Annotated in this window: 14 protein-coding genes, 3 pseudogenes and 1 riboswitch; of the genes and pseudogenes, 3 read left to right on the forward strand and 14 right to left on the reverse strand. The window is 38.7% G+C overall.

What is annotated here, in order from left to right; translation table 11 throughout:
* Positions 1 to 517 precede the first annotated feature (517 nt).
* Positions 518 to 844, reverse strand: a pseudogene (locus D5F11_RS20100) (winged helix-turn-helix transcriptional regulator); the annotation flags it as partial.
* Between the two features lie 200 nt (positions 845 to 1,044).
* Here D5F11_RS20100 and D5F11_RS20105 point away from each other — a divergent pair.
* Positions 1,045 to 1,773, forward strand: a complete 729-nt coding sequence (locus D5F11_RS20105) for an SDR family oxidoreductase (protein ID WP_120118630.1) — start codon at positions 1,045 to 1,047, stop codon at positions 1,771 to 1,773.
* A gap of 308 nt (positions 1,774 to 2,081) precedes the next feature.
* Here D5F11_RS20105 and D5F11_RS20110 read toward each other — a convergent pair whose 3' ends face one another.
* The gene (locus D5F11_RS20110) at positions 2,082 to 2,807 is read right to left on the reverse strand and encodes an EcsC family protein (protein WP_120118631.1); all 726 of its coding nucleotides are present in this window, start codon (positions 2,805 to 2,807) and stop codon (positions 2,082 to 2,084) included.
* A 211-nt stretch (positions 2,808 to 3,018) separates the two neighbouring features.
* Complete coding sequence (locus D5F11_RS20115; protein WP_120118632.1) at positions 3,019 to 4,938, reverse strand: heavy metal translocating P-type ATPase; 1,920 nt, start codon at positions 4,936 to 4,938, stop codon at positions 3,019 to 3,021.
* A 344-nt stretch (positions 4,939 to 5,282) separates the two neighbouring features.
* Here D5F11_RS20115 and D5F11_RS20120 point away from each other — a divergent pair, with 344 nt between their 5' ends.
* Positions 5,283 to 7,157 (forward strand): heavy metal translocating P-type ATPase, encoded by a 1,875-nt coding sequence (locus tag D5F11_RS20120; RefSeq protein ID WP_120118633.1) that lies wholly within the window; start codon positions 5,283 to 5,285, stop codon positions 7,155 to 7,157.
* A 333-nt stretch (positions 7,158 to 7,490) separates the two neighbouring features.
* Here D5F11_RS20120 and mgtE read toward each other — a convergent pair whose 3' ends face one another.
* From mgtE to D5F11_RS28225, 7 genes and pseudogenes are all read right to left on the reverse strand, one after another.
* Positions 7,491 to 8,840 carry a magnesium transporter gene (gene mgtE, locus D5F11_RS20125; RefSeq protein ID WP_120118634.1) on the reverse strand — a complete coding sequence of 450 codons (1,350 nt, stop codon included), beginning with the start codon at positions 8,838 to 8,840 and terminating at the stop codon, positions 7,491 to 7,493.
* Positions 8,841 to 8,868: 28 nt separating this feature from the next.
* Positions 8,869 to 9,579: an MgtC/SapB family protein gene (locus D5F11_RS20130; protein ID WP_120118635.1), complete on the reverse strand. Its 711-nt coding sequence runs from the start codon at positions 9,577 to 9,579 to the stop codon at positions 8,869 to 8,871.
* A gap of 58 nt (positions 9,580 to 9,637) precedes the next feature.
* Entirely contained in the window at positions 9,638 to 9,973 is a 336-nt protein-coding gene (locus D5F11_RS20135; protein WP_120118636.1) for a magnesium transporter, read from the reverse strand.
* Positions 9,970 to 10,473 carry a CBS domain-containing protein gene (locus D5F11_RS20140; protein WP_120118637.1) on the reverse strand — a complete coding sequence of 168 codons (504 nt, stop codon included), beginning with the start codon at positions 10,471 to 10,473 and terminating at the stop codon, positions 9,970 to 9,972. The genes D5F11_RS20135 and D5F11_RS20140 overlap by 4 nt, the downstream gene beginning before the upstream one ends.
* Before the next feature lie 325 nt (positions 10,474 to 10,798).
* Positions 10,799 to 10,970, reverse strand: a riboswitch (M-box (ykoK) riboswitch).
* Positions 10,971 to 11,085: 115 nt separating this feature from the next.
* Positions 11,086 to 12,048, reverse strand: coding sequence for an LCP family protein (locus D5F11_RS20145; RefSeq protein ID WP_120118638.1), 963 nt, complete (start codon positions 12,046 to 12,048; stop codon positions 11,086 to 11,088).
* 45 nt (positions 12,049 to 12,093) lie between these two features.
* Complete coding sequence (locus D5F11_RS20150; RefSeq protein ID WP_120118639.1) at positions 12,094 to 12,738, reverse strand: DUF1232 domain-containing protein; 645 nt, start codon at positions 12,736 to 12,738, stop codon at positions 12,094 to 12,096.
* 346 nt (positions 12,739 to 13,084) lie between these two features.
* Positions 13,085 to 13,736 (reverse strand): annotated as a pseudogene (locus tag D5F11_RS28225) (hypothetical protein); the annotation flags it as partial.
* Positions 13,737 to 14,626: 890 nt separating this feature from the next.
* Here D5F11_RS28225 and D5F11_RS20155 point away from each other — a divergent pair.
* On the forward strand, positions 14,627 to 15,301 hold the full coding sequence (locus D5F11_RS20155) for a TerC family protein (protein WP_120118640.1): 675 nt from the start codon (positions 14,627 to 14,629) through the stop codon (positions 15,299 to 15,301).
* A gap of 837 nt (positions 15,302 to 16,138) precedes the next feature.
* Here the strand turns inward: D5F11_RS20155 and D5F11_RS20160 are convergent.
* The 4 genes and pseudogenes from D5F11_RS20160 to D5F11_RS20170 form a co-directional block, all read right to left on the reverse strand.
* Entirely contained in the window at positions 16,139 to 16,363 is a 225-nt protein-coding gene (locus D5F11_RS20160) for a DUF3973 domain-containing protein (RefSeq protein ID WP_120119635.1), read from the reverse strand.
* 247 nt (positions 16,364 to 16,610) lie between these two features.
* Entirely contained in the window at positions 16,611 to 16,763 is a 153-nt protein-coding gene (locus D5F11_RS26800; protein ID WP_185830812.1) for a hypothetical protein, read from the reverse strand.
* 251 nt (positions 16,764 to 17,014) lie between these two features.
* Positions 17,015 to 17,947: an LCP family glycopolymer transferase gene (locus D5F11_RS20165; protein ID WP_120119252.1), complete on the reverse strand. Its 933-nt coding sequence runs from the start codon at positions 17,945 to 17,947 to the stop codon at positions 17,015 to 17,017.
* A 486-nt stretch (positions 17,948 to 18,433) separates the two neighbouring features.
* Positions 18,434 to 18,709, reverse strand: a pseudogene (locus tag D5F11_RS20170) (transposase); the annotation flags it as partial.
* Positions 18,710 to 18,768 lie beyond the last annotated feature (59 nt).

An 18,768-nucleotide genomic window follows, 5' to 3' on the forward strand; every position in this document is an offset into this window, starting at 1 on the left:
CTGTCAGCCCCCAAGGTGACTTTAATCATATCATGTAGTGTACCTCTTTGTATGCTTCAGGTGTTCTGTGACGAGTGAAGCATTATACTAGTTGTGCCGCAAAGGCACTTCAGCTTGATGCTTCCGCGCGCTTGATCCGTTCGATGACGTCCTGTGTGTCAGAAGGGACACGACGGTTTCCAATTGCTTTACTTTTATTAGTACTTCCCTTTACATTTGAGTTGCCTTATTTTTAACAAATGACCAGCATTGAACTTCATGAGGGGTACTTAAACGATGGAGGGAATTTTCGAAAAATTCACAAGGAACTGCATCTGAAAGTCGAGCCATTTCTGGTGGGAATTTTCAAGAGATAATACTCGGCATCGCTAAAAAAGGGCGAAGCTTTACAGAGCTGTCGTCCTTCTTCTATGGGCCAATCCTGTATTTATGGCTGCAATCGGTCTGTGTTATCACAGCTCTCGATATGATCAGCTTGGGGGGATACAGCAAGACCACTCACCTTCTTCAGGGATCGAATATATGCATCGTGCTGTCGTCCCCAGCCGCACATTGCGTCTAACACCGAAACGATGCTTTGACCATGATCGGACAGCCGATACTCAACCCGCGGAGGAACCTCAGGATAAAGGATGCGGTCAATCAACCTAGCTTCTTCCAGTTCCCGAAGCTGCTTGGCCAAGGTGCCCCGGGATACATCCGGAATCAGGCGCATGAGCTCTCCGAAACGCTGGGTACCGTCGATCAACAAAATGAACAAAATAAGCGTTTTCCATTTACCACCGATTATCTCTAGGGTCGTGAGTACCCCTTGAAGACGCGGCTCCTTCAAATCTCTGATCATGTTGTCACCTCGCTATTATCATACCCTGCCAAGATTATTTTGCCAAGAATCGTGGTGGCAAAGCCCCCTCAGCAAACAAAGGTACGAATTTTCGTACTTGGTCCGATTAAAGTGACGTCTTGGCAGCGGCTTTTTTTGGGCCAATAATAGTAGAATAGCGAAGGAAATGATCTATTCGCAGAAAGGTGGTAAATGAAAATATGTCTATATATTCTCTGGAAAATCAGCGCGTCGTCATCGTCGGTGGCAGTTCGGGCATTGGTCTGGCAACGGCCCGGCAGGCCGTTGAGTTAGGGGCTTCGGTTGTTCTGGCTGGACGTTCACTGGAAAAGTTGGAACATGCAAAGCGGGAAATCGGACCGGCCCATGCCGATATCTTTCCACTAAATAACCGAGATGAAGAGCAACTGCAAGATTTTTTTGAACAGGTCGGAAGCTTTGAGCATTTGTTCACACCGGGCGCTTCGTATGTCAGAGGACCGATCACATCCAGCGCTGAAGTGGCGCATAGCTGTTTTGACGCCAAATTCTGGCCGCAGTATAACTCCGTGAAATATGCAGCGCCGTTTATCAAACCGACCGGTTCTATCGTTTTAATGTCAGGAGCGTTTGGCCAGCGGCCTCCGGCGGACGGTGCCTCCTATGCTGCATGCAACGGAGCAATCGAGAGTCTCGGCAAAGCACTGGCAGTTGAGCTTGCCCCAGTTCGGGTTAATGTGATTTCTCCAGGAACGATTCGGACGTCGTTTAACTGGGAAGGAGCCGAGCAGGAAGTGCGGGAGCAGTCCTACGAGGAATATGCTCGAGTCAATCTGACCGGCAGAGTCGGTACAGCCGATGAGGCGGCCCATACCGTCATCTATTTGATGACAAACACGTATACGACGGGCAGCACATTGTTTCCCGATGGGGGCTATATTTTACGATGAAAATAGGTTTTCATTAGAAGAGCTTTCCTTTTAACCAATAAAACGCAAAGCGTTAGTTATTTCGGTTCTGACGTTTTATTTTTTGGTGTAACAACCTTTGATCCGAAGGACTTTCAGAGCAGCCCTAGTCTCCTGAACAATTGAAAGCGTTCGAAACACTATTTACCGTCACTTTCAACAAAAGCCAAATATGGAGCTACTCAATCATAACTCATAGCACAAAATAGAGACAGTAGGCTGCTCCTAAATTCATCTCCCACTTTTACTCGTGCTTTTGCACCTTCACGTTTAGAAGTTGGAGACTTCTTTCAGAAGGAAGTTAAATTTTCATTTAATAACCGAAACCGAAAAGCATTCATGGCTGTTTCACCTAAATGATCTAGCAAGTTATAATTGGCATACGCACCAACAATGGCCCCAAAACCTGGTATTAGTTGGAACATTTTCACTAAATCAATATAGTCCCTATATTCTTGTTGAAATTCGCGCCAATCCATATCAGCTAGCTGGTCCTTTTCCTCTTCCCAATTTGCTATAATATTGAACGTTTTCTTACGGGTATCATCACTGGAAAAAGCAAGCAGGAATACATGAAGAATAAACAGTCTCTCAGAGTAATCATTTGTGTCAAATCCATAAATAGCTGCCGCCTCAAATAGAAATTTCATTTCAATGGATAGGAGTAATGGGAAATCCGCTAATCCAAGCAATATTCCGCCCGCTCCAGTCCCCGCACCTTCGATGACCGCGGTTTTCCGATAACCATCCAGCTTTCTTTTAACAAGTTCGTCCCGTTCAAATAACCTCATGTCTGATGCCTGATTTTTTTTAGTAAGAAAGTCAGAACCGACAAGCGTTGCTTTCACCATGTTTTTTATACTTTCTGTCATGATCTTATGGAACTTTTCCGGGATGAACTCATTTACCTTCGTTTGCGCCTTTTTAGAAATCCTGTTCATAAGGCTTGAACGTTTGTTTATTTTTCTCCTCCATTTTTGAATTTCTTCCATTACAATTTTCTCATATTCGGTCATATCTGACTCATCCTCATTTATGATTTATCATGTATACGAATAGCCCCCTAAATAGTTTCAATCATTCACTCTCAAGTTGAAAAAAGTCTGGGGCAAAAACCCTATAAAAATAATAATCCGCATGAAATCAAATGTATTAACCTTGATTTCATGCGGTTTTATTTTCACGATTTGTATTAATATCAATTAGTATTTGTCCAAGCTCAACACCTTATTTTAAAAGTCTCAAGCTATTTAAAATAACAAGAATTGTACTTCCTTCATGTCCAATCACCCCTAGAGGCAAATCAATAACTTGGGAGAAGTTTGATAAAATCAGCAAAGCAATGATACTTATTGAAAAGAAAATGTTTTGCTTGATGATTCTATTCATTCTTCTCGATAAACGTATCGCTTCCGGTATACGCAGTAAATCATTTTTCATTAGGATCATATCTGCTGTTTCAAGTGCGACATCCGTACCGTCTCCTACTGAAATACCTACATTTGACGTCGCTAATGCAGGGGCATCGTTGATTCCATCACCCACCATCGCAACCGATCCATATTTCTCCTGCAATTCTTTCAGATGGGCAACTTTGTTTTCGGGCAAACAATCCGCTATAAAATCCTGTACATGACTTTCCGAAGCAATTACTTGCGCGGTTTTTTCATTATCGCCCGTCACCATCACCGTGAAAAGCCCTTGTTTTTTCAATTCGTCGACAGCTTTCATCGATTCTTGTCTCACCATATCTTTTAATGCAATAACTGCAACTAATTCATCGTTTTTTTGGACATAGACTACGGTCTTACCTTCATTGGCTAGCTCTTTTGCACTGTTTACTAAAACCTGATCTGACGCCTTGATTTTAATAAATTCTTCTTTTCCAATTCTCCAGCTTTCATTGTTCATTACAGCCTTTACTCCCCTGCCTGCAACATCTTCTACCGATTCTAGATTAATAAATGGATCGGTTAATTTATTTTGTGCATATTTAACAATCGCATTTGCAAGGGGATGGTTGGAATGTTTTTCTATGGAAGCTACAGTTAATAGGACTTGGTCACTGTTTTCGCCTTCACGTGTGATAACATTTGCAACTTCAGGTTTTCCTTTTGTCAAAGTGCCAGTTTTATCAAAGGCAATCGCCTTGATATCACTCAATTGCTCCAAATGGACTCCACCTTTATACAGAACGCCTTTCCTTGCCCCATTTGAAATAGCAGATAGAGTTGCCGGCATAATGGACGCTACAAGGGCACAGGGAGACGCAACCACCAACAAGATCATCGCTCTGTAAAACGTTTCGTTCCAGCTCCACCCAAGAGCAAAGTGCGGCACAAACAACATGAGAAAAACGACAATCAAAACAACATTGACATATTTACTTTCAAAGCGCTCTATAAAAAGCTGCGAAGGAGACTTTTCACTTTGAGCCGACTGAACAAGTTGGATAATTTTTTGAAATAAGGTGTCCTCATTATGTTTTGTCACCCGAACTGTAATGGAACCATTGATGTTCAGAGTTCCAGCGTAGACTTCGTCCTCAGCCCCCTTTGAAACGGGCAAAGATTCTCCTGTAATAGCAGCTTCATCCAGGCTAGTGTTGCCTCGGACGATTTGACCGTCTGAAGGAACTCTTTCACCTGGCTTGATCAGAATCAAGTCCCCAACATCCAGTTCCGAAACATGAACTCGTTCTATTTCACCATTCGTCCAAAGCCATGCCTCTTCTGGCTGAATCTCCATTAATGAAGAGATCTCCCGATGGCTTTTATTCATCGTATATGTTTCCAATGCTCCACTCAATGCAAAAATAAAAATCAAGATGGCCCCCTCAGTCCAATAACCAATAATGGCTGATCCAATCGCTGCAAGAATCATCAATAATTCTACATTCAACTTTTTATGTTTAATTGTTTCTTCCAATCCTTCTTTTGCTTTAGCGAAACCACCGATTCCAAATGCTAGCAAATAAAAAACAACGGAAGCGATGTCCATTCCGCTTTTTTCAAGAATCCATCCAAATAAAATGAAAAATCCACTGACAATGGCTGCAATCAGTTCTCCATTAACTTTCACTTTTTCGAAAAAATCTATTTTTTGAAAATCATGTTGACTTTCGACTGTTTGAATTTCAAGACTCATACATTTGCACCTCCTGGAAATAAGGTAGTTTACACCACCCAATTTATAATAATTATTATATAGATATCATATTAAAAAAGTTCCACGAAGTCAACACTTAAATGAGAATATTTTAATCTAATTGAGAATGATTATTGGTATTATCCCTGTATTAATTAGATTATTAGTATTACCCTCTATTTGTTAATGATAATTATTATCAAATGTTATATACTGACATCTTATTCATTTCATCAAATAATTTCGAATGAAAGCCAATCATGGTCTTTTCGTGTTGTTACTCTTTAAATAAGTTATAATTAATATAAATAAGTAAAATCTTTTTTCAGAAAGGAGCTGAATGAATGCCAAATTACACAAAGACTGAAAAAGACACCGCTTTTTTTGCAAAACATGGCGAATTGATTGCTGCTGTAATTAGCGGCATCCTCATAGCAGCCGGCTTTTTAATACCATCCTTATCCACGTTCTTTTTTATACCGGCTTTTTTGATCGGGGGATTTTATAAAGCCAAAGAAGGATTGACGGAACTAGTTCAAAACAAAAAACTGAGCGTGGAAATTTTAATGATTATGGCAGCTGTCGGATCTGTGATCATCGGCTTTTGGGCTGAAGGCGCCATTTTGATCTTTATATTTGCATTGAGCGGGGCCTTGGAGACATATGCCATGAACAAAAGCCAAAAGGAATTATCTTCACTTGTGAAATTGCAGCCAAATGTGGCCGTATTAGTGACCGATGACGGAGAGAGAATTGTACCCGTAGCAGATTTGAGGATTGGCGATATAATATCCGTGCGACCCGGGGAGAGGATACCTGTTGATGGAATGATTGAAGAAGGGCATTCATCTGTTGATGAAGCGGCCATTTCAGGTGAGTCGGTTCCAATTGGAAAACAAAGGGGAGATATGGTTTTTGCGGGAACTGTAAATGTAAATGGAGCTCTGACTGTTAAAGTGGCAAAGGAACAAAAAGATACGCTCTTCCAAAGGATCATCGAACTAGTTGAAGCCGCAAAAAATGAAAAGTCCCCCACTCAGCAGTTCATTGAAAAATTTGAAGGGACCTACGTGAGAATTGTTTTAATTGTTTTTGTCCTGATGCTATTTCTTCCCCATTACATATTTGGCTGGGATTGGAGAGAGACACTATACCGTGCCTTGGTCCTACTCGTTGTAGCTTCCCCTTGTGCGTTAGTCGCTTCTATTATGCCTGCCACCTTGTCCGCCATTGCCTCATCGGCAAAAAAAGGCATATTGGTTAAAGGCGGGAACCACCTGGAGATGTTAGCAGGATTAAAAGCGATTGCTTTTGACAAGACGGGTACGCTCACTAAAGGGAAACATGAAGTCGCTGATGTCATCGTCAGGGAAGATATGGATGAGGGACACTTCTTACAAGCAGCAGCCTCCATCGAACGGCTGTCGACCCATCCGCTTGCATCTGCCATTGTCCGTTATTCTGAAAATAAAAATATCTCAATACTTCCCGTTGAAAACCTTGATGATTTCCCCGGACAAGGAGTATCTGCTTTTGTTAACGGAAAGAAATGGAAACTTGGTAAAGCTTCATTCGTTACAGGAAATCAGGATTCTTTTTTTGCAGAAAAAGCTGCCCAGCTTGAAAAAGAAGGAAAATCTATTATTTTTGCAGGGTACGATAATCAATTTGCTGGGATTATCACTTTCAAAGATGTTATAAGGGATGAAGCGAAAGAAACTGTCAAAAAAATAAAAGAGCTTGGCCTTCATACCATCATGATTACCGGGGATGGTGTAGGTGCTGCGAGTGCCATTGCCAAAGAGGCAGAGTTGGATTTCTTCCTGGCAAATACACTACCTGAAGAAAAGCTGGTTGAAATCAAGAAATTAAGAGATGCTTATGGTCCTGTCGCAATGACGGGAGATGGCATCAATGATGCTCCAGCTCTTGCTACTGCTGATATCGGTATTGCAATGGGTGGTGGAACAGACATAGCGCTTGAAACGGCAGATGTTGTGTTAATGAAGAATGATTTGAAACGGATCCCTGAAGCGATTGCGCGCTCACAAAAGATGAACCGGATCATTAAACAGAACATCGTACTTTCGATTGCTGTGATCTTGGTATTGATTGCTTCAAATTTCCTGCAGATTGTCAATCTGCCACTAAGTGTGATTGGACACGAAGGCAGTACATTAATCGTTATTTTGAATGGACTGCGTATGCTCAAAAACTAAAAAGCCTGTTCTCTATCGCAAAAGCGGTATGGGAACAGGTAGTTTTTTATTATAGATGAGTTGCACCTCAATTGTAGATACAAGTCTAATAGTTGGAGGTGCAGCTCATAAGACTGCTGGCAGTTCTGATTGAATACTCAAGTCATTAAGGTGTTAATTTTTTCCCGGTACTCTTTCGGCAATCTCCTAGCGGATAATATCAGGGATTGATAATAATAATCAAAGCTGTTTATAATACTTCAGTCTTAGACATTTCATGACTTGTCGCCCGACAGAGTGACACAAGACTATTATCAAAAGAAGTATCGTCTTGTGATAAGAGAGACATGAGTATTACAATAAAATGCATATGAAAGCAATATAAATAATGACGGCAATAATATCGCTTATTGCCGCAATGAACGGACCGGAAATGATTGCCAGATTCATCTTCATTTTATATGCTGCATAAGGGATGAACAAACCAGCCATTGTACATATGAAGAGGCTTATAGCTGTTGACGATCCGACAATCATTCCCATCAAGATATTTTTCTCAGCTAATGCATATCCTATGATAGCTGATACCGCCCCGCATATTACAGCTACAGAAGCTGCGGTTAATAACTCCCTTTTCAGCAGCTTAACGAAGCTTTCTTTGTTTATTTTCCCTTTCGATAATCCCCTTAAAATGACAGCTAAAGATTGCGTACCTGTATTCCCGGCCATTCCCGTAATAAGCGGGATGAAAATTGCTGTTAAGGCGATTTGTTCCAGGAACTTTGGCATGCTCAAGATAATAACAGCAGGAATCAATCCTAATACGAATAGAAAGATTAACGGCCGTAGACGAATTTTTATGACGGAATGGGCAGAAACATTCAAATCAATCGCTCCGCTTATGGCTGCCATTTTTCCAAAGTCTTCATCTGTTTCTTCATTATAAGCATCTATAATATCATCGATTGTAATGATTCCAAGGAGTTGATTTTCTAAGGTCACAACCGGTAAAGCTAGCAAGTCGTAATCCTTAATAATTTTAATCACGACCTCCTGTTGTGTATACGTCCTTACCGAAATAATCTGGTCTTTCATCACTGATTGCATTGTAATGTCTGTATCGTTCACAACCAGTTCACGTAACGAGATGACTCCGACCAGTCGATTATCTCCTTCAACAACGTACACATAATAAATCGTTTCAGCATCTTTACCTTGTATTTTTAACCGTCTAAAAACCTCACCAACCGTTTCATCCGGATTTACGGTTACATATTCGGTTGTCATGATCGCCCCTGCTGTACCCTGTTTGTATTTAAGATGTACTATGATTCTTTCTGACTCTCTGACATCCATGCACTCTAGATAATAGTCACTCATTTCTTTGGGCAACTCACTAAGAAAATCTACAACTTCATCTGTAGGTAAAAATTCAATGGTTTTCAGAGCATATTTTTCTTCCAGCTCTTCTATGATCAATTTTTGTTCAGATGCTTCCAGTTTTGAAAAAATAGGTGCGAATTCTTCTGGACGGACTAAATGATAAAACAATTGACGATTTGGCTCATTCAGCATGTTGAAAAAATCTATTTGATTATTGGTGTGCAACTTAAAAAAATCGGAACGAAACCGCTGATTGTCTCCGTTTTTTAAATATAAGAATAAGTAGTAAGTATATTCTTCCCATTTTTTTATCGTTAACATGATTTTCACCTACTTTGCTAACAAGTGTTCATAAATGTTCAACCTCCACACTTATTACATGATCAATTTTTTTTAATAGATAATAAATTTCCGTTGTATATTGTCCCTCTGGGGCAGACAGCAATAACTTTATTTGTTGGTTTCCGTTCTCGACATCTTTAATTTTGACATTCCGTACAATCAATTGACGTATCTTATTTTGTGTAAACACTTTTGATTTACCTTCGATCGTTTTTAACAGTTCGGTCATTTTTGAATTCGGGCTCATGACCACTTGTACTGAGACATCCCGTAGCCTCAATCGCTTTGGTCCAATTTTTTTTATTATAGTCGGAAATAGGTTGATGGATAGAATAAATAAAACAACAGCATAAAATGCTTCCATGTAAAGTCCCACACCGACTGCAATTCCAAGACCCGAAGCCGCCCAAATTAACGCTGCGCTAGTTAAACCTGAAATCACATCGTTTTTCCTTCTTAATATCACACCAGCTCCCAAAAAGCCCACTCCGCTGACGATCTGAGCTGATAGTCTCATCGGATCCATGTTTCGAAAAACAGGCGTTGCAAAGCGATGAAAGGACTCGATGGATACTATCGTTACGAGGCAGCTGGCAACGCAGATGATCATACAAGTTTTTAATCCAAGCGGTTTGTGTTTGAGTTGACGGTCAACACCGATCAATAGTCCGAACAATAATGCTAATGAAAGTTTCAAGATTAATTCTATATGTGTCATTTTTGTCACCTTCTTTGAGAAAGACACTCTACACAGTGCTTTCACGAGAAAAAAAGTATTAAAGATCTAAATACCAGGATGCAATTGAGAAGTAAATCAATACCCCGACAATATCTGCAACGGATGTAATTAGCGGTGCACTTGCAGTTGCAGGGTCGAGCCTCATTTTTCTAAAAATAAACGGTAATGACATGCCAATTAGGCTGCCAACCATAACGATTAAAACCATTGTCAGCGAAATAACGACTGCGATATCAAATCCGCTCTGAAAATGCCGATTATAGAAACAGCTATCCCAATTGTCAATCCTAGACACAAAGATACTGAGATTTCTTTTGTAAAAAGCTAACCAGTCTTTTAATTTTATATCACCTACCGCCATTGCTCTGATCATGAGGGTGGACGCCTGGAACCCGCATTACCGCCACTGTCGACTAACAATGGCAGAAAGAAGACTAAAGCGATCGTAGACTCGATAACATCTTCAAAGTGTGCAATACCTGCACCGAAAAAAATATTCATAAAAACAAGGACGACCGGCCAAGCGATCCGTTTGCGATATAGTGTAAATATGCTCGCATCTTTTAAGCTAGTTTCCAATGAAGTCACAGGCGCCATTTTATGGAAATCTTCAGTTGCTTCTTTTTGCATGACATCTAAAATGTCTTCAACGTGAACAACGCCTACAAGCTGATTCTGTTGATTTACAGCCGGAATAGTAACCAAGTCAGAATCTCTAAATATATTTGCGGCTTTTTCCTGATCCACCCCCGTTGAAAGTGAAGTTACATCTGACACCTTAATATCCCTAATCAGTTCATTGCCGGCAGCGCTGAGCAACTCCCGAATAGAAAGGGCCCTTTTAAAATGATAAAATTGATTAATAATATACAAATAATGTATTCCTTTTATTTCTAACGTTTTTCCTTACATAAAAAAGGGCTTCATCGACCGTACATAATTCTTCACTCATTAACTTTCCAAGTTTTTCCTTTAAACATATTATTTTGGTTCTTTTCCATGTTGTTGGACCTCCTTATGAAGTCCACTTCTGCCCTTGATGAAGGAAAGTGAACTCTCTATGTCGTTTTATTCCTGTTTTTCGCTCCATCGATTCCGATTCAGGAGAACTATCCATTCCCATCACCTCCATAAGACGCAAAAAACACCCTCAACGAAAGAGGGTGTTTTAAACACATGGAAATAAAATACATGCCTGAATAAGCCTCTATTCGTTGAGCTTTAGCACTATATGGCATAGGATGAAATGTCCATCCAGCTACGTTAAAAACCACCTTATGTCGATGGTTTCTGTTGACCCATTGGTGTCTTTCGACGTTTCTGGGCAGCAGCGTGTCTCCATATAGGAGCCTCACCTAACGAGGTATGTTTAATTGTTTTTTGAACGCAAATCCAATACTAGCATGAAAACAAATATTGTCAACACTTTATTATTTAATTGACATTAAAGCAACAATCTGAATGGAATTCTAATGTGAATGATGATTATTCAACTGCAACTTTATCATTTTTGGAACTTGTTAAAAACTCTTTTAAGGCTTGTTTATTTTTATCAAAATCAATACTAAGAACTGCTCCAACATCCGCCTGCTCATTCACAAAGGAATCTTGGACTGGTATTCTTATTGTCTCCATCTGTTTGGACTTTCCTGCAATTAAGCCTTTTCCAATCGATAGAATTGTATTATTATCCACATTCGTATCAATATATGGATCTGCAATCCCAAGCATCTTAGGCAAATTTACTAAACTATGGATGCTGACAGCTTCGTCTTTCAACTTGGACATAACTTCCTGCTGACGATCCACTCTCCCAAAATCACTCAATCGATCATGGCGAAAGCGAACATAGCCTAGGAGCTCCTCTCCATGCAAGATATGTTTACCCGGCTGTAAGGTTATGCCAATCCCATATGACATTTCGTATGGAATATCAACTTCTATCCCGTTGGGAGCAAGGACATCTACTATTTTCGAGAACCCCTCAAAACCAACGACTGCATAATAATGAATATCAATATCAAAATTCTGCTTAATCGTTTGCCTCAATAATTCTGGACCGCCAAAAGCGAATGCCGCATTTATTTTTTGCATTCCGTGGTCGGGAATATCTACATAGGTATCTCGCATAATAGAAGCAAGCTTGATATCATGGCTTTTCTGATCATAATGGGCGATCATAAGGGTGTCCGAATTCCCTCGGTCCTCCCCTCTGGTGTCACTGCCAATTAATAGAATATTAATCTCTCCAAATTGCGGTTCCGGTCCATTAAAAGGATCAAAGGTTGAACCATCATCTTTATAAGGGCCGTCCTTTGCAACAGAAAGCCCTTTATTATATTGAATAATACTATATGCGCCAACTATTAATAGTAAAAATGTAAAAAACAGCAAAATATTTCTTATCCATGTTCGTTTAGAATTCTTTTTCTCTCTATTTCTCCTCATAAAAAGCACCACCTGACCATACAGCTCCACTAACTTTTAAGCTGTCTATCCTTTTATAAGTAAATTTAAAACTATTTGTACAGCAATAGCGTCATCTAAGTAGCCGATCGGAAAGATATAATCCGGAATAACATCCACTGGTATAATAAAATATAACAAGGCACCACCAATTAAGGCGAGTTCATAATGAGTACCCTGCCTTTTCCGAAATCTCTCAAATAATTCCTTCAGATGGTTGATAAAAGGACCAATGCTACCAACTTTTTGTAGCTTCTCCTCAAAACCATTAAGAATAGTTTCCTGCCCTTCTTCTGTTTGCGAGTAATGACCATAATTAGTTATTTTTTGATCAACCTGATCAATCGTAAACTTCTGATCATATAAATCAGAGGACTTAAGAAAATCTTGAATTACTTCAACAGACCTATGAATATCTGAATGGGTTTCTTCTGGCTTTTGCTCGACCGGATAACCCGCCGCTTCAAATAGCTCAGCCATCGGAATTTCCAGGCAATCAGCAAATTTCTCCAAGTGTTGCAGATTTGCTTTACGTTTCCCGTTAATAATCCGTGATATTGTCGCCGTATCAATCCCGGTCATTTCGCTAAATTTCCGCATCGATAATAAACGCTCTTTCAATAACCGCCTTAACAACAGACCAAGTTTATTATCTTTTCCTTCCTTGGACATTTCCCTTCTCCTTCCCAATTTATTTTATGATTATTGTTTCAGTTCAAAGTTAGATAAACACCAGCTTACATTCCAAATGTTCTTTTAATCGCGTCTGAATTTTTAATTGGTCTTCTTCGGAGACAATGTAATACCAAATGCCGTCGACCATGCTCCTTTACCTTCAATTTAAAGCAAAAATAACCTTAACCGTTCTTCGCTTATTTTTAGGTTTATACCCTTTCATCAAAATTCACCCTATTTCAGATTATTAGCTTTATTAGGTTGAGCTTGTTTATCCGGAACAGGTTACATTTATTAAGGTACATTTTTGTTGGTTATTTGTCAACATTACGATTCAAAAATATCAAAGTGACATCATCATCTTTACTCGACTTCCGCAAAATGAAATCGGCAAATAAGCCTTAAAATAGCTGGGAAGGCTGTTGACCCTCTGCTCAAATTGACTTTAAATGAAATTTTTGCTTCTCTTGTTCTTATGTTTCAAGGTAACTGAAGAAGCTCGATTAACTGCTGCAAAGCAACAGCCCAATCAAGTACATTGACTTGTCACGCGAAAACTATAAGACGAGCAATAACAATGGTTGTATGACTAATAAACACATCATATGCCGACTTTGAAACTCTTTTCTTGAGTTCAAGAGGAATTTGACCGTCTTAAAGAAGATTTCAGTATCCCAGCGCATGCCATAGATCCGAGCGCTCGATAAGGCTGCAGTCGGTACTGAGATAGCAAGCCATTCATTTTTTTGTTTCTGTTTTAGCCAGACACATCTTATCAAAGTCAAGGATTTGTTCAGGTCCTGATTTCAGGGCATTTTCCCAGTGCCTGTAGCCGCAGGTGCGTTTGTCAATCTCCGAAGAGATTTCGTTAATGAAAAATCGCTGAGCATAAATATGCAGCCATCAGAGCATCCCAAAATCAGCATGCAAAATCCTTTGTAAAAACGCATTTTTAGAGAAGCGTGGTCAAAGCAGTGTGGCAGTAATTCAACCTTTTAACTGCCGTTTCAATCGTAGGCTGCTACAATTCCATTCGTTACATTATTTATTGCCAAGAACCAAAGACTTTAGAAATATCTATCAGCACTTGTAGGATCATTCATGACATTTATTATACTTCCACGTTTCGATTTATTCATTTTAGTTGACGTTTAATTATTATGTGGAACAGCCAACAAAATGAATCGATGGCCAATAAAGAGTAATATAAGAGCATCAAGTACAACAGGAAGGATTCCGCGTATTAAATCTGATATCCACATTCCGAAGTAGACTCATATATAAACTCCTTCTTAATTTTGTTAATCCACTCCGATTCCATCGATCCAATGTCCTTCTCAATGAAAAAATCAAATGCGCCTTGGTGTATTTGCGCCCAGATTTTATCGAGCTCCGCTCGATAAATTTCCCCTGAAAATCTGTGGCATCCGCTGGAGGCTTTGACTTTATTCAGCCGGGGTTTGAACCCCCACTGAATGGAACACCAATAGGCATTTCATCTCACCATTTACAGAAGTGGGAGGTTTCTGCTGAATGAAGTTAAATCCCTCGGTTGTTAATTATTTATTCCAATATATTGAGAGTGTATTGCTCCTAAAATTTTGTTGAGGAAAATGAAACACTTCCCTCGTTTCGTTGCTGTTTATTACTCGAATATTTAATATTTTTAGATGTTTTGTCAATGATGGCAAGGAATAACGCGCTAACACACACATCCAAAAGAATTATGGTGTTATAGCTTGTCAACAAGGCATAAGAATATATCGTAGCATTAATTTATAAGGCCTTCCTATGGTGATGGCAGAATTATGGACTTATATTGAGTGTATATAGGGAGGTTTCAAATATTTTGTAAATAAGATGAGGGTAAGATGGGGTGAAATCATTGGAACTATTTTCAGTTGAATTTTTTACAGCCTTGGTATCCATTGTCATCATTGATTTAGTTATGGCAGGAGATAACGCCATTGTAATTGCTCTAATTGCAAGGACATTACCAAAAAAGCAACAGAAAAAAGCCATTTTTTGGGGGACTATTGGGGCTGTATCCATTCGTACTTTGGCTACTTTAATAGCGGTTTGGCTCCTTGAAATTCCCGGACTTTTGCTAGTTGGAGGTTTATTACTAATTTGGATTGCTTATAAACTTTTAACATTAACGGAACATCAAGAAGAAGAAAATATAATCGTAAAGAATACTTTTTGGGCAGCAATTCGATCAATTATCATGGCAGATATGGTTTTAAGTATTGACAATGTATTAGCCGTAGCAGGCGCCTCACACGGAAGTTTTTTATTGGTGTGTTTAGGATTAATGATTAGTATCCCTATTGTGATTTGGGGAAGTAGACTGTTTATAGCATTTGTTGATCGTATCGTTATTTTTATCTACATTGGAGGAGGCGTAATTGCCTGGACCGCGGTAAGGATGATCGTAAAGGAACCACTTTTAAAAGATTACTTTCTCAATCTTTTCTTATACTGGGGACTTGTAATTTTCATTGTGGGAGGTGTGTTACTAGCTGGAAGATTGACAAATCAAAACAGCAATAAAACGTAAAAATTAATACATACCATGAAAATTGACTTTTTTGATTTCAAGAAAATTGGAATGCATAAATAGACGCAGTTCATTTGTTTATTTTAAAAATAGACCGCCTTGAAATGATAAAAATGCATCATACAGATTTTATGAATAACGTTCCTGCCTTAACATTTGATGATACTAACGATCGGTCTATGTTTGCAACTCCAAAGTTTACTCAATGGCATGAAAATCAATCTCAAGAGCGTGTGTGGTTATATTTTCTTAATGTATTTACTTCGGCATTCAGGTCAGCATTAACAAATATGTATTGGAAATTGCTGTACAACTCTCTCTAGACTCGGTTCCCTTTAAGAGAAGGATTTTCACAAAGATCTTATTTAAGCCCTTGCCCATATTGCTAATGTTTTTCCACCCCTTGTTGTGGCCGACAACGATTTTACCGCTTGACAATGTAGTGAGTGGTTTTATTCAAAAAATCTCCTCTGAAAATCTATGGCATCCGCCAGAGACTTTAACTTTATTCAGCCGGGGTTTTAACCCCACTAAATAGAATACCAATAGGCATTCATCTCACACTTATAGAAGTGGGAGATTTCAACTGAATGAAGTTAAAACGTTGTTTCATCTCCTTAACAAACAAACCTGCCGGTTTGTCAGGCAGCGGATACCTTGTATAATTTAAGGCCAGATATTCCCTTTTTTCAATTTTATGACTTATTTTTCTTCTTCACTTCTTTTTCATAAAGTGAACACACGTTTGCGACAGAGTGCGTCCAGAACACCCTCGACTATAAGTCACAGGTGTTCTAGGCGCATTAAATAAAGACCCCTTCGGTTTTTTAGCACCGGTTAGACATTGAGTCGTGTCTCCAGTTTTTCCAATTCAGGAAAACTTTCCTGTATTGTATTTTGCGTAATTTTATCTTTTATAATTTCCATATTATTGTCCTTGCCACACATACCTAAATGCATTTTTTCTCCCCAAAATGGATCTATATAAAATCCCTTCTCAAACACCTTACTTTCGACAATCATTTCATCGTGAGGTTTGGAACAAACAATACAATAAAACATGTACTTTCACTTCCTTAATTGTTCTAATAACACCCTAAAAGATTTCGATTATTTTCTATGCCATACGTTAATTTTTAAAAATTTCTTCATTCTCATACTTGAGGACTGTTGTTGGAGTATCTTATGCAGAAGTGTTGAAAGAATTGTTTGTTTAATCAAAAAAACGTTGTGAAAAATTCAACACATTTAATTCTCGTTTGCCCATCATCACCGCTTTTTGAGGTCCACTAAGAAAAATATTATAATATCAAATGCGCCTTGGCGTATTTGCGCCTTGGCGTATTTGCGCCCAGATTTTACCGAGCTCCGCTCGATAAATCTCCTCTGAAAATCTATGGCATCCGCCAGAGACTTTAACTTTATTCAGCCGGGGTTTTAACCCCACTAAATAGAATACCAATAGGCATTCATCTCACTACTTATAGAAGTGGGAGATTTCTGCTGAATGAAGTTAAAAAACTACAATACGTCGGTTACACATTCAGGCACTTTCAACTCTAACGCCGCAAAAACAACACGATCCTATTCCTGTCCGCCTGTGGAAAGAAGCCGACAAAGGAAACGCAATCCGGTTAGAAGATTCTCCTTCATTGGTTAAAATAATGTAAATTTCAGCTATTATAATGAAAGGCAAAATACAAAATGACGGACTTATTTTTTGACAAATCCAGAATTCAAATGTTCTTCAAGTCTGTCGGCTATATTTTCCCTCTCTTCGTCTGAGACGGTGTAATAATATATTCCATCTATTGTTTTATCATTTCCTTTAATCTCCATCGTTTCTATATCGTAATTTTTCCATTCCTTAGCGAACTGGGAATAAAAAAATTTCATCTCTTCAAACGATATATTCGTTTTTATATTTTCCCCCAAAACACCAACTACTTCTTTTATTTTTAAGACAGATGAGAAGGCTGTTGCTTTTTGTACAAGTGCTTGCAAAACTTGTCTTTGTCGCTCATTTCGTCCTAGGTCTCCTCTTGGATCTTTTTTCCTCATCCTACTGTAATGTAGTGCTCTTTCTCCATCTAACTGAATTAATCCTTTATCAAAATGATATGTTTGTTGTCCAAGTTCATCTCCTTGACTAAAAGCAAATGCATTTTCTACTTCAATACCGTCAAATGTATCGACTAGTTGCCTCATGCCTTGCATATTGATTTGAACTACATAATCAATCGATTGGCCTAAAAAATGTTCGACTGTATTTTTCGTCATTTCTGTTCTGCCATATGCGTAAGAATGGTTTATTTTATCTTGAATCCCTTTCCCGATTATCTCTGTTCTAGTATCTCGCGGAATATTAAACATTAAAATTGATTTATCAGTTTGATTAACCGAAATGCACATAATAGAATCTGCTCTCCCAGGGTCACCAGGACGATCACCAATACCTAATAATAAAAATAATACAGATTCGCTCTTCTTGACCTTTTCTCGAATACTATTGTTATCTTTATCAAAAGAAATCTGCATTTCACCTACTGTTTTCTCAACAAGCTTGTATTGATTGTAAAAATATCCAACTGTTATAAGTAATAACATTACGGAAACTGCAATACTGGTGTATAATATTTTTTTCATATGTTTATTTTCCTTTCAAAATATACTAAATATTCCCTGCATATAATCTAATAATAACTTTAGCAATACTATTGAACTCCCTCAGTTTGATACGAATATCTCTCAAATGCTCACTTATTCGCAGGATTTCATACCCCTAGTAATAAGATTTTGGGGCAATGGATGTGAGATCAGATTGTTTGGAACCGTGAAGGCATAGTGAAATAAAGGAGTCAGCTACCACTCCATATTTTACCATATTATGTACATCTCCACGCAGCCCCTGGAGGCTTTCCCTCCCATGTCTCAACGGGTCCATTGCCCTCTCATTCCTTCGTCATGCCTATCCAAGGGGTGAAGGCCAGTTATGCTAAAACGATGGGTCATCATGCCCTTTTGTTCAATAAACCTGGTACTCCGTACATATTTGAAATCCTACGAATATGACAACATTCAAAATAAAGTTAACTAGTTTATAAGATACACCTTCAACTTTGAACCTTCGGTTTATGCAGTTAAGGGAATGGATTTTTGAACTTTACTTGGACAGTATGATTCGTTTCGTCGTGCTATTCCTACAAATATCCTTGCTAGCTTCCCTATCAGTTTCATGATTGATTTCATTTTCTTCATCTTCTTTACCTTCACATTATGGGAATGGATGGCTTTAAACTCAGGATTATTCATTACTAGGCTCATTGTGGCTAAGTAAAGAAAGCGTCTTAATCTGGATCTTCCACGTTTGGAGAGCACAATCTGCCCTTTCCACTTTCCTGAGCTAGAACTATTTATTAGAATTAGATGTTAATATGAAATATACAAACGTGTTGTCAATTTGTCAA

Origin of the sequence: Siminovitchia terrae (genome assembly GCF_003605405.2) — a bacterium.
In the GTDB taxonomy this organism is placed as follows: domain Bacteria; phylum Bacillota; class Bacilli; order Bacillales; family Bacillaceae_C; genus Siminovitchia; species Siminovitchia terrae.

Coding starts and splice junctions, on each gene's coding strand:
- D5F11_RS20105 (WP_120118630.1), top strand. CDS start 1,045: ATGTCTATATATTCTCTGGAAAATCAGCGCGTCGTCATCGTCGGTGGC.
- D5F11_RS20145 (WP_120118638.1), bottom strand. CDS start 12,048: ATGAGGAGAAATAGAGAGAAAAAGAATTCTAAACGAACATGGATAAGA.
- D5F11_RS20130 (WP_120118635.1), bottom strand. CDS start 9,579: ATGACACATATAGAATTAATCTTGAAACTTTCATTAGCATTATTGTTC.
- D5F11_RS20120 (WP_120118633.1), top strand. CDS start 5,283: ATGCCAAATTACACAAAGACTGAAAAAGACACCGCTTTTTTTGCAAAA.
- D5F11_RS20110 (WP_120118631.1), bottom strand. CDS start 2,807: ATGACCGAATATGAGAAAATTGTAATGGAAGAAATTCAAAAATGGAGG.
- D5F11_RS20165 (WP_120119252.1), bottom strand. CDS start 17,947: ATGAAAAAAATATTATACACCAGTATTGCAGTTTCCGTAATGTTATTA.
- D5F11_RS20115 (WP_120118632.1), bottom strand. CDS start 4,938: ATGAGTCTTGAAATTCAAACAGTCGAAAGTCAACATGATTTTCAAAAA.
- D5F11_RS20135 (WP_120118636.1), bottom strand. CDS start 9,973: ATGATCAGAGCAATGGCGGTAGGTGATATAAAATTAAAAGACTGGTTA.
- D5F11_RS20160 (WP_120119635.1), bottom strand. CDS start 16,363: ATGTTTTATTGTATTGTTTGTTCCAAACCTCACGATGAAATGATTGTC.
- mgtE (WP_120118634.1), bottom strand. CDS start 8,840: ATGTTAACGATAAAAAAATGGGAAGAATATACTTACTACTTATTCTTA.
- D5F11_RS20150 (WP_120118639.1), bottom strand. CDS start 12,738: ATGTCCAAGGAAGGAAAAGATAATAAACTTGGTCTGTTGTTAAGGCGG.